At 62.1% G+C, this 16,302-nt stretch carries 13 protein-coding genes and 1 pseudogene; 5 read left to right on the top strand and 9 right to left on the bottom strand.

The genetic code is table 11. The features are described from left to right. Positions 1-67 precede the first annotated feature (67 nt). Positions 68-1,177, bottom strand: a complete 1,110-nt coding sequence (locus QCE88_RS18390; RefSeq protein WP_309904707.1) for a mandelate racemase/muconate lactonizing enzyme family protein — start codon at positions 1,175-1,177, stop codon at positions 68-70. 198 nt (positions 1,178-1,375) lie between these two features. Here QCE88_RS18390 and QCE88_RS18385 point away from each other — a divergent pair, with 198 nt between their 5' ends. The 3 genes from QCE88_RS18385 to QCE88_RS18375 all read left to right on the top strand — a co-directional run bounded on the left by QCE88_RS18385 (position 1,376) and on the right by QCE88_RS18375 (position 4,173). Then, positions 1,376-2,077, top strand: a complete 702-nt coding sequence (locus QCE88_RS18385) for a GntR family transcriptional regulator (RefSeq protein ID WP_309904705.1) — start codon at positions 1,376-1,378, stop codon at positions 2,075-2,077. A 366-nt stretch (positions 2,078-2,443) separates the two neighbouring features. Then, a complete protein-coding gene (locus QCE88_RS18380) occupies positions 2,444-3,136 on the top strand; it encodes an alpha/beta family hydrolase (protein ID WP_309906500.1) in 693 nt (230 codons plus the stop codon). Positions 3,137-3,726: 590 nt separating this feature from the next. Next, a complete protein-coding gene (locus QCE88_RS18375) occupies positions 3,727-4,173 on the top strand; it encodes a hypothetical protein (RefSeq protein ID WP_309904703.1) in 447 nt (148 codons plus the stop codon). A gap of 380 nt (positions 4,174-4,553) precedes the next feature. Here the strand turns inward: QCE88_RS18375 and QCE88_RS18370 are convergent. From QCE88_RS18370 to QCE88_RS18345, 6 genes and pseudogenes are all read right to left on the bottom strand, one after another. Then, positions 4,554-5,014 (bottom strand): annotated as a pseudogene (locus tag QCE88_RS18370) (type B chloramphenicol O-acetyltransferase); the annotation flags it as partial. A gap of 48 nt (positions 5,015-5,062) precedes the next feature. Then, complete coding sequence (locus tag QCE88_RS18365) at positions 5,063-5,914, bottom strand: carbohydrate ABC transporter permease (RefSeq protein ID WP_309813051.1); 852 nt, start codon at positions 5,912-5,914, stop codon at positions 5,063-5,065. Between the two features lie 9 nt (positions 5,915-5,923). Beyond that, a complete protein-coding gene (locus QCE88_RS18360) occupies positions 5,924-6,886 on the bottom strand; it encodes a sugar ABC transporter permease (protein ID WP_309904699.1) in 963 nt (320 codons plus the stop codon). A gap of 78 nt (positions 6,887-6,964) precedes the next feature. Then, entirely contained in the window at positions 6,965-8,230 is a 1,266-nt protein-coding gene (locus QCE88_RS18355; protein WP_309904697.1) for an extracellular solute-binding protein, read from the bottom strand. 46 nt (positions 8,231-8,276) lie between these two features. Further along, complete coding sequence (locus QCE88_RS18350) at positions 8,277-10,217, bottom strand: beta-galactosidase (RefSeq protein ID WP_309904695.1); 1,941 nt, start codon at positions 10,215-10,217, stop codon at positions 8,277-8,279. Between the two features lie 9 nt (positions 10,218-10,226). After that, positions 10,227-11,378: a sn-glycerol-3-phosphate ABC transporter ATP-binding protein UgpC gene (locus tag QCE88_RS18345; protein ID WP_309904693.1), complete on the bottom strand. Its 1,152-nt coding sequence runs from the start codon at positions 11,376-11,378 to the stop codon at positions 10,227-10,229. Positions 11,379-11,577: 199 nt separating this feature from the next. On the opposite strand from QCE88_RS18345, the gene QCE88_RS18340 reads away from it, so the two are divergent. Next, positions 11,578-12,630, top strand: a complete 1,053-nt coding sequence (locus QCE88_RS18340) for a LacI family DNA-binding transcriptional regulator (RefSeq protein ID WP_309904691.1) — start codon at positions 11,578-11,580, stop codon at positions 12,628-12,630. 157 nt (positions 12,631-12,787) lie between these two features. On the opposite strand, the gene QCE88_RS18335 is transcribed toward QCE88_RS18340, so the two are convergent. Next, a complete protein-coding gene (locus QCE88_RS18335; protein ID WP_309906498.1) occupies positions 12,788-13,777 on the bottom strand; it encodes a D-2-hydroxyacid dehydrogenase family protein in 990 nt (329 codons plus the stop codon). 79 nt (positions 13,778-13,856) lie between these two features. Then, entirely contained in the window at positions 13,857-15,233 is a 1,377-nt protein-coding gene (locus QCE88_RS18330; RefSeq protein ID WP_309904689.1) for an MFS transporter, read from the bottom strand. 301 nt (positions 15,234-15,534) lie between these two features. Between QCE88_RS18330 and QCE88_RS18325 the strand changes: the two genes are divergently transcribed. Next, positions 15,535-16,299 (top strand): alpha/beta hydrolase, encoded by a 765-nt coding sequence (locus tag QCE88_RS18325; protein ID WP_309904687.1) that lies wholly within the window; start codon positions 15,535-15,537, stop codon positions 16,297-16,299. Positions 16,300-16,302: the final 3 nt, after the last annotated feature.

The following is a 16,302-nucleotide window of genomic DNA, read 5'->3' as shown; positions in this document are numbered from 1 at the left end:
TCCGATATGGGTGTCCGGTCGGCGCGCCGATGAGCCGCGCGCCGCGGGGAACTACAGCCTCGCGGTTCTATCGACCGTCAATCACGACATGGGCGTCACGCATGCGCTCGATGGCTGTCCAGTTCCAGTCGATGCCATTACCCGGCGTGGCCGATGGCGTGGCATAGCCTTCCACGATCTCGATACGCGAATGCGTGATGTCGTCGAGTTGCGGAATGTATTCGACCCACGTCGCGTTCGGCACGGCGGCGCACAGCGCGACATGCAACTCCATGAGGTAGTGAGGACAGACCGGAACGTTGAATGTTTCGGCCAGGTGCGCGACCTTCAGCCATGGCGTGATCCCACCGATACGCGCTACGTCCACCTGCACGATCGAGCACGCGTCGCGCTGCAGGTATTCCCGGAAGTGGCTCGGATGGTAAAGCGACTCTCCGATCGCGATCGGCATCGACGTGGACGCCGATAACCGGATGTGACCGTTCAAATCTTCCGCGGGCATGGGCTCTTCAAACCACGCGAGGTCCAGTTCTTCGAAGTGACGTGCGCGCCGGATCGCCTCAGGGACATCGAAGCACTGATTCGCGTCGACCATGAGTTCCATGTCCTGGCCCAGCGCTTCGCGCACCACGCGCAAACGCTGCACGTCTTCGGCTACATGCGGGCGTCCGACCTTGACCTTGAAACCGCGGAAGCCGGCCTCGCGTGCCTGCGCGGCATGCGCGACCAGTTCGTCCGGGGTGAAATTGAGCCAGCCTCCTTCCGTGTTGTAGACGGGCACCTTCTGCTGCGCGCCGCCTGCCATCACATGCAACGGCAGGCTCGCACGCTTGCAGCGCAGATCCCAGAGTGCCGTATCCAGCGCGGCCAGCGCCAGACTGGCCGTCGGGCCGACAGCGTTGGCGTGCACCAGCAGAAACAGGCTCTTCCAGTTTTCCTCGATGTGCTGTGAGTCGCGGCCGATCAGCCACGGCGCCATGCAGTCGCGGATCAACGCCAGGACCGCGCTCGCTCCGTTGCCGATGGTATAGGCATAGCCGGTTCCGTCCAGGCCATCGTCCGTATGAATCCGGACAATGGGGGTTTCCTGCTTGGTGAACGATTGAATGGCGTCGCTCCGGGCCACCTTGGCCTTCAGATCGACGTTCATGATTTCGATACGCGTGATAACAGACATTCTGTCTCCTGATGTTAAAACTCACTCACAATCTGATTTCCGATATCCGATCGGATATTTGATTCTAGGCGGGCTGTGAGCGGGAAGTCAAGGCGGAAAGTGACCGCATATCCTCAGCAGCCAGGCAATAGTGCTCGGACAGCTTGCAGGTAAGATAAAATCGGAAATCGGATCTCACTCCGCCTACAAACGACCAAGATGGCGCCCCGTTTTTCATTTCCTGCCGATATCGAGCCTGAGGGCGCAGTGCCTTTGCTGCGGCCGCTCCCGTTGGCTCAGGAGGTCTACGACAACCTGCTCGAACAGCTGATTTCGCTGCGCATTGCGCCGGGTGCTCGAATGTCGGTCGACAGTCTCGCGCGCGAGCTGGGCGTGTCGCAGACGCCGATCAAGGAGGCTATGGGCAGGCTGGAGGGAGAAGGCTTGGTCGTCCATGCGCACCGGCTGGGATACCGTGCGGCGCCACAACTGAGCGAGGCGCAATTTCGCGATCTGTACGATCTGCGGTTGACTCTCGAACCTCAAGCGGCCTCCCGGGCAGCCAAGCGCGTCAACGACGAGCAACTGGCGGCGCTGGTCGCGCTAGCCGATGAAACGCGAATTCCCAGCCTGGACGCCCGAAGCCACTACGGCCGCTCCGCGAAGGCGGACGCTGCCTTTCACGACACCCTGCTCGTCATTGCCGGAAACATGCTCGTGCGCGATGTCCTGGCAAAACTGCACGTGCACATCCATTTATATCGGCTGATGTACCACGCCAGCGTGACTGCCGACGTTCAGGACGAGCATGATGCCGTCATTGACGCGCTGAGGCGCCATGACGCCTGCGAAGCCGAGCAACTGGTGCGCGAGCACATACAACGCTCGCAGCAACGATTTGTCGACTTGCTGCTTTTTTAGATACCCTCAATCTGCGGGGTGCGGTTTCCTGCGGCTAGAGTTTGATTCAAGCACAAGACGCGTCCACTGCCCGGCGAGCTGACTCACGGCTTACTGACCAAGCCGTTGCATTGCACCGCTCAAGCCTGACTCACGCGTGCTATTGCGCAGATGTCTCAAAGCGCATATCCGTTGCGGCTCACAGGTCGGGCTTGCGGCCGTCTACCGACACATCGCGACCGCAGCGCCGTTCACGAAGGGCGCGCGTTGCCTGGATCGGCCGGCAAACCCTACCTGCTCAATGCCTTGCCCGAGGCCGCCATCGACGCTCCCGATGCCTCGTTGATGCAGAATCGGCGCAAGGCCACAACGACCCGACCTGAAACCATGGACGACCCAGAATCGCTTTCCCTGACACTGCCCGACGGCACTAGTGTCTCCGCGCTCCTCCAGGTGCCGGACGACGCGCGAGCCGTGTATGTCTTCGCGCACGGCGCCGGGGCGGGCATGCAGCACGCCGGCATGTCGACATTGGCCGACGCGCTTCAGGCGGCCAACGTCGCCACATTGCGCTACCAGTTTCCGTACATGGAGCGCGGCTCCAAACGGGTGGACTCGCCGGCCGTAGCACATGCTGCCGTGCAGGCAGCCGTTGCAGAGGCACGCCGGAGGCTGCCAGCGCTGCCGCTCTTCGCGGGTGGCAGGTCGTTCGGTGGCCGCATGACGTCCCAGGCCCAGGCCATCGCCCCGCTCGACGGCGTACGTGGCCTTGCTTTCGTTGCGTTCCCGCTGCACCCGGCGGGCGCGCCCGGCGTGGAGCGGGCACAGCACCTGGCGGACGTCACGGTGCCGATGCTCTTCCTGCAGGGCACGCGCGACAAGCTGGCCGAGCTTCACCTGCTGAGGTCTGTCGTCGACACGCTGAGCCCACGCGCCACGCTGCATGTGGTGGACGACGCGGATCATTCGTTCCACGTGCGCGCGTCCTCCGGTCGGACCGACGCGGAGGTCGTGCTCGAACTGGCACGGACGATGTCGGCATGGTTCTTCGCCGAAGGAGAGTTCGTGCGCGTCAGCTGAGCCAGCGCAGGAATGCTGGGCACAGTCGGGACGGCGAGCCGGCGAACTCGCCGCACTGCACTTGCGCGCTCAATCCCCTCGCTATCGATGGATGGTCTGTCGCATAGCCACGATAAGCGACACCTGTCGCGGCGGCGACGTTGGCGACGTTTTCCCGGTGCCGAGTGAATGAGTTTGTCAGATCCGCGTGCGGTGACCCGCCCCCCAGCATCGCGGAGGGCATCTGCTTTGTTTTGTTCGGCGTCGATCCGTGAGTGGCCGCTTAGGGATGCGGCCGGAACCAGGCCGAGAGCGCTCCGAACAACGCAAATTCGCCAGTCACTGGCCGACGCGGTTGCCCGGAACTGACGCACTTCCGCCGTTACAGCCGCCCCAGACTCAATGGCAGGTCGTTGAGTGAAGCGGCTATTCGCCGAAGTCGATGCATTTCCAAATGAGCGATCACCGCAGCCGAGATTCGGACAAGATGCTCAAGGTTCTGTCGTCGAGGCCGTTATCCATTGGGTCAACGATCATTGCCTGCTATTACGATGACCTTTAGAACGAAAACAATAAGTGCGATTGCTTTAGCGACCCTCTTGTCCGGATGCATGACCACTGTCCCAAATATCGAGGCGCAGCGCACTGGCGATCTGCAGACGAAAGTTCAAATCGCCAAAGGCATCCAGAGCCCAAAGATCGACGCGAACGGTTTCTTGGTCACCCCGTGGATTCGCAGCGCAATGATGTCTGCCTTCGCTGTTCGCGCAGCTCAACTCGGACTTCAGATTGATCCGAATGGAGTTCCAGTTACGATTCACATCACGGGTGTCCGGTCCAAGTCTGACACGGCACGGATTGTGTTCAATTTTCTGGACGGTGCAGAGTGGGTATCGGGGATCGTTAGCGTTGGAGACGCTAGCTTCAACGTGCAAGAGAATACCTGGCTGTACTGGATGCCAACGGGATACCGAAGCATCCAAGAGGTAGCTGAAGCCGTGGGCAAGCAGGTGGCCAACGGTGTAGCCCTCATCGCAGGTATGCCGCTGGACGACTGAAGACGACCGCGCGAGCGCGTCATCGCTTGAGAAGCGGCGTTGGAAGATTGCCTTACCTTGGCTGAAACAATACGTCGCACAAGTCTTGATGCTGTAACGCCTTCTCTTTTCGGCGGATCGAGTTTATCGGTGAGTTCTGCAAGACTCGTCCAATGGGTCCCCACATCGGCTAGCGAATGGCGCTTTTCTGAGGGTAGTGGACGTCTGAATGGCGGACCGAAAGAGGTGGGGAACGGCCGATAATGGCTGTTGATGGCCAGGTCCGTTCATCCTCGTTGAATGCTCGCAGCACTAAGCCCAAAGACGCACCTCAACGTCTGCCCTCGCTACTCGGCGAATAAAACGGACAGCGCCAGCGTACACCGCCCGAAGCACAGCCGTCAGCAACGCGCTCCGAGCAACGACAATGCGCGCCAGCGCGCATGCAGTGCTGCGAACTCCGTCGAGCAAATCAGCTTCATCGCACTGATACGATCGCTTCGAGCGGGCAGTCCCACCCTGCCATCTCGAGCAGCATGGCCTTCTCATCGTCTGCGAAGCGTTTGCGAATCGGCTTCGCCTGGTCACCGCAGACGATCCTGTCAGGCTCGACATGCTTCGTGACGAGCGCTTGGCTGCCGATCATCACGCAATAACCGATGTGCACGCCCGGCATGATCATCTCCTCGGAACCGATCCAGACGTCGCTTCCCATGATCGTGTCGCCGGCTAGCACGAAAGCATCGCGGGCGTCGGCAAACGCCTGCGCTTCCTGCCTGCAGACGAACGGAAAGGTGCCGACCCGATCGGGACGATGCCCTTGATTCCCCGCCATCATGAACGTCGCACCGCTTCCGATTGAGAAGCGTAGCGAATCAGATGAGGATGAGGCTGACGATGCTGCGCCCGCTCACCCCTTCGTCGCCCCGAACGTCAGCCCAGCGACGAAATGCTTCTGCATCGCGAAGAACATCGCCACCGACGGCAGCGCGGCCAGGATCGAACCCGCCGACACGAGATTCCACGCCGTCGTCCACTGTCCCTTCAAGGCCGCGACACCGACCGTGATCGGCGCGGCATCGTCGCCTTGGGTGAGACACAACGCCCAGAAGTAATCGTTCCAGACGAAAGTGAAGACGAGGACCGTCAGCGCCGCGAGCGCCGGACGAATCAGCGGCAGCACGATACGTGTGAACACCGTCCATTCGCTCGCGCCTTCAATGCGGGCCGCCTCGATCAACTCGAACGGCAACTGGCTGATGAAATTGCGGAGAAACAGCGTGCAAAATCCCGTCTGAAACGATAGATGGAACAGGATCAGCGCGCCCACCGTATTGAACAATCCGAGGCTCAGCGAGAGATCGCGCACCGGAATCATCAGAATCTGGATGGGCACGAAATTGCCCGCGACGAACGTGGCGAACAGCGCTGTGTTGCCGGGAAAACGATAGATCGCGAGCGCGAAGCCCGCCATCGCAGCGAGCGCGATCGCGCCGAGCACCGCCGGCACGGTAATGAGCACGCTGTTCATGAAGTAATGCAGCATCGGCGATGCGGTGAGCGCCTCGCGATAGTTGGCCACGAGCGAGATGTGCTGCGGCCAGCCCCAGTAATTGCCGAGACTGAGTTCCTCGCTCGAACGCACCGACGTCACCAGCACGGCGATCATGGGCAATAGCCAGATCAGCAGCGCGATGGGAAGCGAGAGTTTGTACAGACGCCGGTTGAGCGGCTTCCACTTCTGCACGGGCATCGGATACATGCTCGCTCCTTAGATTTCGTTGCGCAGCATGCGCCGCAAGTGATAGACGATATACACGAGCATGATCGCGAACAGCACCACCGCAATCGACGCCGAATAACCGATCCGGTAATACTTGATGGCCTGGTCGTACATGTAATACGCGAGCACCGTCGAGCTTTCGAACGGACCGCCGCCCGTCATCACCGAGATCAGATCGAAGCTGCGCAGCGCGCCGATCACGGTCACGACGATCGCCATGAAGGTCACGGGGCGCAATTGCGGCAACACGACATGCCAGAGCATCGTCCAGCCCTTCGCGCCTTCCATGCGCGCCGCTTCCAGTTGCTCGCTGTTGAGCGCCGTCAGGCCGGTCAGATACAGGATCATGCAGTAAGCCGTTTGCGGCCACAGCGCCGCGAAGACGATGCCGAACGTCGCATAGCGCGGGTCGCCGAGCACCGGCACGCCGTGTCCGAGTATCACCGCCAGCAGACCGAAGGTCGGATCGTAGAACCACGAGAAGATCAGCCCCACGACCACGCCCGACAGCACGAACGGCGCAAAGAACAGCGACTTGACGATGCGTATGCCCGCCACCGCCTGATTCAGATAGAGCGCGACGGCCAGACCCATCGGCGGCGCAAGGAGAAACAGCGCGAGCCAGATGATGTTGTTCTTCAGCGCGGTATAGAAGGTCGGCGCCTGAAACAGTTCGATGAAATTGTCCAGGCCGACGAAGGCCGGTTCCGTCATGCCGTCCCAGTTGTAGAAACTGAGCCGGATCGACGAAAGAATCGGCCATATGACGTAGACGGCGACCATGATGCACGCGGGCGCGAGAAACAGCATTGCTGCCTTGCGTTGCCTGCGCGCCGTCGGCGAGGGTCCGCGCCGCTTCGTTCGAGAATGCGGCGAACGCGGCGGCGAACGCGACGCACCCGGCTCGCGCGGCTGCGCGTTGACGTCCTGACGTGTGGCGGAATGCGGCACGACGGCTCTCCTTCTCCTTTCTTCGCGGCGGCGGCAGCGCGCGGCATCACGCCGCCGCGCGCCGGCTTGCCTTCGACCTTACTTCTTGTAGATGCGCTTGCGCGTCTGTTCGAGCTGGGCCAGAACACTGTCGAGCTTCGACGGATCGGACACGAACTGCTGCATGCCCTTCATGCCTTCGTCGGCCATTTCCTTGGTCATGTCGCGATCATAAAACTGCGCGATGCCGCCCTTCGTGTTCGACAGAATCTGGAAGCCGATCTTCGAAATGGGATCGTCCGGCTCGGGCGACTTGCTGTTCGCCGAAAGCGACCCCAGCCCTTGCGCGAGTTTTGCGCCCATTTCCGGCGTTTCCACGAAGGCGAGGAACGCGCGGGCGTCGGTCTTGTTCTTGGCCTTCGCAGGAATGTGCAGCGATTCCACCGGGCCGTCTTCGGCGGTCGGCACTTTCGGGTCGATGATCGGGAACTGGAAGTAGCCCATCTCCGGCTTCACGTTCGCGGGGAAACCGCCCGTGATGAACGTGCCCATCAGCATCATCGCGGCCTTGCCCTGGAACAGAAAGGGCTGCGCGGCATCGAGATCGTAGGACAGCGAGTTGTCGATGAAATCTTTATCTTCGAGCAACTGCTTCCACGCGAGATAAACCTTCTTCACGCGCGGATCGGTGTAGGGCACGTTGCCCGCCATCAGCTGCTGATGAAATGCGTTGCCGTTCAGACGCAGATCGAGGTAATCGAACCAGCCGGCGAGCGTCCACGCATCGCGCCCGCCGACGGCGAACGGCGTAACGCCCGCTGCTTTCAGCTTCTTGCACGCGTCCATCAACTGGTCCCAGGTCTTCGGCTCTTCCGTGATGCCGGCCTTCTGAAACAGATCCTTGCGGTAGAACAGACCCCACGAGTAATACACCGTGGGCGCGGCATACTGCTTGCCGTTGTAGCTCGACGATTCCTTGGTCGATGCATACATGGCGTCCCAGCCGTTCTTCTTCCAGTCGCCGCTCAGGTCTTCGAACAGGCCGCGCCGCGCGTAGTACGCCATGCGCTCACCGTTGTGCCAGTTGACGATATCGGGCGCGACCGTCGACAGCCAGCCGGGCAGTTGCACCTTGTAGGCTTCCTCGTCGATGAACGACACCTTCACGTCGACGTCGGGATGCGCCTTCTTGAAGGCATCGACGACTTCCTGCCATACCGCGCGCTGACTCGCGCCCTTGAACGCGATGTTGATCGTCATCGTCGCGGCCTGCGCCGCGCCCGTGGCGAACGACGTCACGCCCATCGCCAGCGCGAACGCCGTCGCGGCGATGCGCATGCGTGTCTTGAGTCTGCCTGCTGTCATGTCCTGTCTCCTGATGATGTTGTGCTTTTTGTACGGCCTTCGCTTGTCAAGCTCGATAAATCGCCACGCCTTGCGGTTCCACTTCACGCGAACCGATGATGAAACGGTCGCCGCCAATATCGTCGACGGTGTAAGGATCGTTCGAATAATTGAAGACGTAAGTCAGCCCGCCACGGCGGCTCACGCGGATGCCGTCCGCAAGCGGCGTCGGCGCCAGACCCGCTTCTTTTGCAATGCGGGCGAAGAGCGTTTGCGTGAGCGCTTCGTCGAAAAGGCTCGTGAAGTAGTGCACCTTGTCCGCCTGGACATAAGCGGGATGTTCGTCCGCGAAGCGCATGTGTACCGTCGCTTGCGCGGGTTCGATCAAGTCGCGCCAATGACGCGCATAACCGCCTTCCACGGCTTCCGTCACGTTCGGCCGCATCGATTCGACGCGCCATACGCGCACCGGTAGTATCGATGACAGCGAACCCGGCGGCAGGTTGGACGGAATCTGCACGCTCTCGGTCTTCGATCCGCAGCGCGGCCCGAACACGACATGCGCGCCCGATGCCTTCAGCCGCGCGGCGAAGTCATCGGGGACGATGGGCAGCGGCGGCACGACGATCATCGCGTAGCCGTCGAGCGGTGCGTGCGCGGACACGATGTCCACGTCGAAGCCGAGCGAGCGCAGCGCCGAGTAATACTCGAACGCAAAGCGCGGATAGAAAAAGTCCGCGCCTTGGGGGTGAATCGCGAACAGCCACTTGGCTGTGTAATCCCAGATGAGGGCGATCTTGCCGTGCACGGGCGCGTTGGCATCGGCGTGCGCTTCGACGCGGGCGATTTCCTCCGCGACGCGATGCGCTTCGCTGCCGCCCACATCGAGCCGGTTATCGGACGTGTTCAGCCCCGCGTGCATCTGCTCCTGCGCGAACGGCGCCTGCCGCCATCTGAAGTACGACACGCAGCCCGCGCCGTGCGCGAACGCTTCCCACGACCACAGGCGCACCATGCCCGGCAGCGGCGACGGATTCCAGTGCGCCCAGTTGACCGGGCCGGGTTGCTGCTCCATCACCCAGAACGGCAGCTTCGACATGCCGCGATACACATCGTGATTGAACGATGCAAAGTCTGGATGACCGGTGCGCAGATATTTCGCCTTCACTTCCGGTGCGTACCACTGCTCTTCCAGCGCGCCGAGCGGATAGCTGTCCCACGTGGCGATATCGAGATCGGCCGCGACGTCGTAGTGATCGAACTCCGTGAAAAGCTGCATGAAGTTGTGCGCGACAGGCCGCCCCGGCGAATGCGCGCGGATGATCTCCACCTGCATGCGGTTATAGCGCGCGACTTCATCGGAGGCGAAGCGCTGATAATCGAGGCGATGCGACGGATGCGCTTCCGTCACGGTGGCGACGGGCGCATCGATCTCGTCGAAGCTGCGATATTCCATGCTCCAGAACACGGTGCCCCAGGCGCGATTGAGCGCATCGACGGTGCCGTAGCGCGCCTTGAGCCACTGACGAAAGCGCTGCACGGCCGCCGGCGAATAGCTGACCACGGTGTTGTGGCATCCGTACTCGTTGTCCGTCTGCCAGAACGCGACCGACGGATGCTGGCCATAGCGCTTCGCCACCGCCGTGCAGATCGCGCGCGACGCCTCGAAGTACGACGGCGACGAGAAATCGTAATGACGCCGCGAGCCGAACGCGCGCGGACGGCCATCGGCGCCGACGGGCAGCACGTCCGGATGCCGGTCGATCAGCCATTTGGGCGGCGTTGCCGTCGGCGTGCACATCACGACCTTCAATCCCGCCGCGCCGAGCACGTCGATCGCGCGATCCAGCCAGCCCCAGTCGTATTCGCCCGGCGAAGGCTCCATGCGGCTCCACGCGAACTCCGCGATGCGCACCTGTTCGATGCCGAGCGCCTTCATGCGGCGCGCGTCATCCTCCCACATCGTTTCCGGCCAGTGTTCGGGGTAATAGCAGACTCCGAGACGCATCAGTTTTCCTTATAGGGTGTGGGCGACGGTGGCGAGCGGTTTCACGGAGAAATCATCCTGCGTGAAAAGATGGCAGACGTCCGGGCGCGCCACGAAGCTCACGCGCTGTCCGCGCTCGATCTGCACATTGCCCGGCACCTTGGCGATCAGCACGCCACGGTCGGGCTGTTCGAGATGCACGTAGCTGTGTTCGCCGAGATGCTCGGTCAGCGAGACCGTGCGCGTGAGCGTGCCGCCCGCGTCCCGCGCATCGCCTGCGGACAGTTCCAGATGCTCGGGCCGCACGCCGACCGTCACCGGCTCGTTCTCTTGCAAGCCGGTTCCGTCGACGGCGACACGCAGCGCTTCGCCCGTCTGCACGAGCGTCGCCGTGACGCCTTGCACGTCGATCGCGCTTACGGTCGCAGCGAGGAAGTTCATGCGCGGCGAGCCGATGAAGCCCGCGACGAAACGGCTCGCGGGCCGGTGATACAGCTCGAGCGGCGCGCCCACCTGCGCGATGCTGCCGTGGCGTGCGGTGTCGGCGCCGGCGTGCAGCAGCACGATCTTGTCGGCGAGTGTCATCGCTTCGGTCTGATCGTGCGTCACGTAGACCACGCTCGCACTGGCGAACTGCTTGTGCAGACGTGCGATCTCGATGCGCGTCTGACCGCGCAAGGTGGCGTCGAGATTGGACAGCGGCTCGTCGAACAGAAATACGCCGGGTTCGCGCACGATGGCGCGGCCGATTGCGACGCGTTGCCGTTGTCCGCCCGACAGCTCGCGCGGCTTGCGTTCGAGCAGCGCGTCCAGCTGGAGCACACGCGCGGCCTCGCGCACGCGCGTGTCGATTTCGGCTTTCGATTTTTTGGCCAGCTTCAGGCCGAACGACATGTTCTCGTAGACGCTCATGTGCGGGAACAGCGCGTAGCTCTGAAACACCATCGCCACGCCGCGCTCGGCCGCGGGCATGTCGTTGACCACGCGTCCGCCGATCAGCAGGTCGCCATCGCTCAGGTCTTCGAGACCCGCGATCATGCGCAGCAAGGTGGACTTGCCGCAGCCCGAGGGACCAAGGAACACGCAGAACTCGCTTTCGCCGATCTCGAGATCGACATCGCGGATCACGGGCGGATTATTCCCGTACGCTTTCTGCACGCCTTGCAACGAAACGCTCGCCATTGCATGAACTCCGTGATTTAATCAGGTCGACACGGAGATTAAGCGCTTAACCTTGCGTACGAAAAAATTGCTGCAAGTGCAGCATACGTAAGGCTTGTCTCCGTCAAATCGTTCTGGTGTTTTGCGCATAGTGCATGGCCTTCCTGAACGATGCAAATGCTGAACATGTCTCCCACATACTGACCTCGCCTTCCGAATCATGTCCACGCTCAGCCAGGTTGCGAAGCACGCGGGCGTCACGGCCGCGACGGTGTCGAACGTGCTGCGCAACCGCGGGCGCGTCGGCGAGGAAACGCGCCGGCGCGTCCTGGAAGCAGTCGCCGCGCTGAACTATCGCCCTCACCTCGCGGCGCGTGCGCTCGCGGAGGGACGCGCGCCGACCCTGGCGCTGATGGTCTCCAGCATCGCCAATCCGTTTTATCCGGAGTTCGCGTTGGCGGTCGAACGGGCCGCGCGCGAGAGCGGGCACTTCGTGATCATCTGCAATACCAACGAAGATCCGCTGACGGGCCGCGCGTACCTCGAACAGATCGCGGGAACGCTGTCGGAGGGCGTGCTCGTGATGAACGCCAATCTCGATTTCGACGACTTGCATCGCACGCAGGCCGGCGGCACGCCCGTCGTACTGTGCATGTGGGAGCGGCCCGCCGATCCGCCCGCGCTGCCGTGCGTCGCCGTCGACTTCGAGCTGGCGGGAAGGCTCGCCGGCGAGCATCTGATCGGACTGGGACATGAGCGAATCGGCGCAATCGTCGGCAGCAAGCCGATGGGCATTCATGCATCGCGCTACGACGGTTTCGCCGATGCCATGCGCCGCGCCGGTCTCGAAGTCGCCGCCGCGAACGTGCTGCACGCGCCCGACACCGTGCAGGGCGGGTACGCTGCGGCGCTCGCGCTGCTCGATCGCGACCCCGGCATATCGGCGATTTTCGCGACCAACGATCTTCCGGCGCTCGGCGCCATCGACGCCGCGGCCGATATCGGCCGCGCCGTGCCGCAGAATCTTTCCGTCGTGGGTATCACCGATATTCAACTGGCGCAACAGTGGCGGCCGCCGCTGACGACCGTCGCCGTGCCGACCGTCGAAGCGGCAAGCCTGGCCGTCTCGCTGCTGCGCGAGTTGATTGCGCAGCCCGCGAGTCTCGCGAACCGGATGCGCGTCGCATCGGAACCGCGTCTGGTCGTGCGTGGCTCGACGGCGCCTGTCAATCGGGCGCGGCATCGACGCCCTCACGGTTTGCCCGGTGTTTGATAGGGGACGGCGGGACGTGTGTTGGCCGGTCAACGCAGTTGGTCATTATTCTCCCGACTTGCGCCGTACCCTGTTTCATCGACCTATAACCACCGCCAACGCGAAGTGACCACGAGTTGCTCACGCACCCCAGGCGCCCCGCAACCCAGCAAACCCTTCATCCCGCGCTTTGCGAAACATAACTGATCTCCCGCTTCTCAGGCGTCAGCACGCGGACGGGCGAACCCTCGATCCAGGCGCGGATGTTCTGGACCGATTCGCCATAGTAGATACGATAAGAGTCGTCGGTCACGTATCCGATGTGCGACGTCGCGATGACATTATCCAGCGCTCGTAACGGGTGCGCGGCAGGCAACGGCTCCTGATCGAACACGTCGAGCGCGGCTCCCGCGATTTGTCGCTCGCGCAATGCGTTGATCAGTGCCTGTTCGTTGACGATCGGTCCGCGCGCGGTGTTCACGAGCAGCGCGTGACGGGGCATCATGGCCAATTCCCTGGCGCCGATGAGATTGCGTGTCCGGTCCGACAGCCGAACGTGGATAGAGAGGATATCGCTGGAGGCGAACAGTTCTTCCTTCGGAACGAAGAGCGCACCGTGCCGGGCGGCCGACTCTTGCGTCATGTTCTGGCTCCAGGCGATCGTGCGCATCCCGAAAGCCTGAGCCACTCGTGCAGTCGCGGCGCCGGTATAACCCAGCCCGAGCAGTCCGATGGTTTTGCCATGAAGATCGCCGCCGACCGAGACCTGCCAGCCGCCCTGCCTGAACGATGTGACTTCCTTGGGAATATGCCGCGTCGCGGCAAGAATGAGCGCCCAGGCGAGTTCCGCGGCCGCCGTGGGTGACGATGCCGTCCCGCATACCGTGATGCCGAGTTCGTGCGCCGCTTCGATATCGATGGCGGCGTTCCATGGTCCCGTGCTGGCCAACAGCTTCAGATTCGGCAGCCTGGACAGCAGGCCTCGCGTGAGGCGCGTGCGCTCGCGCATCACACAGAGGATATCGAAGGGCTGCAGACGTTCGACCAGTTCCTCGTCGCTCAGCGTGTTCGTGAAGACAGTGATGGCGGCATGTTCGCGCAAGCTGTTCCATTCTCCGTAGCGAAGCGCGGTGTTCTGAAAGTCGTCGAGAATGGCAATGTTATGCATGGTGTGTCCTTCTGGTCGTGTTGAAGCTATCGCGGTTGCTCTTTCCTTCGCGCGGTCAGCGAGGCTGACAGTATGCGCATCAGCTCGCGCCTGATGCCCCATGAGATGCGGTATGCCGCCTGAAGCCGATCAGCATGACGAGAATGCCCGCCAGAAGTATGGCCGTCATCAAGTAGAGGCCGCTGTTGAGCGTGCCCGTCGTCGTCTTGAGCCAGCCGATGACGAATGGGCTACAAAAGCCGCTTAGCAAGCCGATGCAATTCACGAACGCAATACTCGTTGCGGCAGCCGGCGATCCGTGCAGATAGTCCGCGGCGAGCGACCAGATCAACACGTTGGTGGCAAAGATGCCGACACAAGCCACGGTCAACAGCCCGACGGTCAGAACGGGGGAATTGCCAGGATGCGATACCAGCAGCAAGGCGGCCCCTCCGATGAAGCCGGCGGTCGCGGCATGCCAGCGGCGCTCGAGCATCCGGTCCGAGCTTCGGCTGATCGTAATCATGCCGATCGCACCCATGCCGTAGGGTATGACGGATAGCCATCCAAGCACGGAGAGATTCGTGATGCCCGAGTCCTTCAGCACGGTGGGCAGCCAGAACGTCACCGAATAGGTGCCGCAGACAAAAGCGAAGTCGATGAACGCAAGCATATAGACCTTGGGGTCCGAAAGCGCGTCACGGAGCTTCGCATGTCCCTGTTGCCCTACCTTGCGTTTGCGCTCGGTCTCGACTGCGAAGCCCTGGCGAAGCACGCCCTTCTCCGCTTCGGTGAGCCACCTGGCTTTATCGATGTTGTCGTCCAGAAGGAGCAAGGTAATCAGACCCAGCACCACGGCAGGCAACGCCTCCACGATATAAAGCCATTGCCAGCCGGCGAGATTGGCCACGTGTGCGAGACGGGTCATTGCCCATCCGGATACCGGGCCGCCAACGAGGCCCGCGACGGGAAATCCCACCATGAAGCAGGCGATGATCACGCCCCGTCTCTTCTCAGGGAACCACGAACTCAAGTAGAAGATCACGCCCGGAAAAAATCCCGCTTCAAAGACCCCGAGCAGCAGGCGCGCGATATAGAACTGGCTGACGTTCGTTACGAACGCGGAGCATGCGCCGACAATGCCCCAGCAGATCATGATCCGGGCAATCGTCTTCTTGGCGCCCATGCGTCTCAACAGCATCGCGCTCGGCACTTCCAGCAGGCAGTATGAGAGAAAGAAGATGCCCGCGCCCAGGCCGTACACGCTGTCGCTGAAGCCCAGCGCATCCTGCATCTGGAGCTTGGCAAAGCCGACATTGATGCGGTCGAGGAAGGCGACGACATAGCACACAAAAAGCAAGGGCACGATGCGCAGCGTGACGCGCAGATACAGCGCTCGCTCATACGGGCTGGCTATCTTGTCGAGCGGCAGAGAACCGGCTGACGCCGGATCGGATTCCAGAACGGACGGGTTCACTTGCTGTCTCCATGTTGTACAGGCCAGTTGCTCGAATCACCAATGCTGCATCTCTGCATCCTTGCGGCGCGCACACGCAGTTTGCAGCCGCTCTGGCAGTCTAAGAAACAACGATGAACGAGGATAATGAAAAGTACAGATCAGGTGAGACGCAGCGGTTATATCGGTGATAACCAGTACGCATGTTCGGGCGAGAGCGCTTGAGATCGGGTTGCATCCCGGCTTCATCTCTGCAACGATTCGACGTGCGTCCGACATCTTTCATCGCAGCGGGCAGAACATTGACCATCAGGATTCCGACTTGAAAACCAGCACACCCAGCGACTCGTCCGGTGCCTCGCGCACATTCAACTTCGTCCTGATTCACGGCGCGTGGCACGGCGGCTGGGTCTGGAGAACCGTCGCGGATGATCTGAGCGCGCGCGGCCATCGCGCCATTGCGCCGACCCTGACCGGCCTCGGCGAGCGTCGCCATTTGATTGCGTCCGCAACTTCCCTGGACGTCAATATCGACGACATCGTCAATGTCATCGAAGCGGAAGAAATGAGCGACGTCGTGCTGGTCGGGCACAGTTACGGCGGACTCGTTGCGTCCGGTGTCGCGGATCGCATGCCGCATGCGCTGCGTTCGCTCATCTTCCTCGATAGTCTGCTCGTCGAGAACGGACAGGCGGCGTTCGACGTATTGCCCGCGAGCGTAGTCGAAGAACGCATGGAGTCGGTGAGAGCAAGCGGCCAGTCGCTCGGCATGCCGGTCAACGGACTGAAGGGCACGGGCATTCCGGACGATCATCCGTGCGCCGCGTGGGTACGTCGGCGGCTGACACCGCATCCGCTCTCGACCTACACCACGCCGTTGCGGCTCGATCACCCGCTCGGCAACGGACTTCCCTGCACCTACGTGCATTGCGCGAATCCGTCCTATGACACACTGGCGAACGTGCGCGAGCGGGCTCGTTCGCGATCTGGCTGGCAATGGGAAAGCATCGACACCGGCCACGATGCCATGGTGCTCGCGCCCGAGTTGCTGGCCGATCTGCTCGAACGGCTCGCAGTGGCGAAGTAAGCG

Source organism: Caballeronia sp. LZ035, assembly GCF_031451175.1.
In the GTDB taxonomy this organism is placed as follows: Bacteria; Pseudomonadota; Gammaproteobacteria; order Burkholderiales; family Burkholderiaceae; genus Caballeronia.
This window is presented reverse-complemented; position numbering and strand designations above follow the sequence as displayed.

Bases quoted from the DNA above. Each gene is read 5' to 3' on its own strand.
- QCE88_RS18380 (WP_309906500.1), top strand. From the start codon at position 2,444: ATGGACGACCCAGAATCGCTTTCCCTGACACTGCCCGACGGCACTAGT.
- QCE88_RS18345 (WP_309904693.1), bottom strand. From the start codon at position 11,378: ATGGCGAGCGTTTCGTTGCAAGGCGTGCAGAAAGCGTACGGGAATAAT.
- QCE88_RS18355 (WP_309904697.1), bottom strand. From the start codon at position 8,230: ATGACAGCAGGCAGACTCAAGACACGCATGCGCATCGCCGCGACGGCG.
- QCE88_RS18350 (WP_309904695.1), bottom strand. From the start codon at position 10,217: ATGCGTCTCGGAGTCTGCTATTACCCCGAACACTGGCCGGAAACGATG.
- QCE88_RS18335 (WP_309906498.1), bottom strand. From the start codon at position 13,777: ATGCATAACATTGCCATTCTCGACGACTTTCAGAACACCGCGCTTCGC.
- QCE88_RS18365 (WP_309813051.1), bottom strand. From the start codon at position 5,914: ATGTATCCGATGCCCGTGCAGAAGTGGAAGCCGCTCAACCGGCGTCTG.
- QCE88_RS18375 (WP_309904703.1), top strand. From the start codon at position 3,727: ATGACCACTGTCCCAAATATCGAGGCGCAGCGCACTGGCGATCTGCAG.
- QCE88_RS18385 (WP_309904705.1), top strand. From the start codon at position 1,376: ATGGCGCCCCGTTTTTCATTTCCTGCCGATATCGAGCCTGAGGGCGCA.
- QCE88_RS18390 (WP_309904707.1), bottom strand. From the start codon at position 1,177: ATGTCTGTTATCACGCGTATCGAAATCATGAACGTCGATCTGAAGGCC.
- QCE88_RS18340 (WP_309904691.1), top strand. From the start codon at position 11,578: ATGTCCACGCTCAGCCAGGTTGCGAAGCACGCGGGCGTCACGGCCGCG.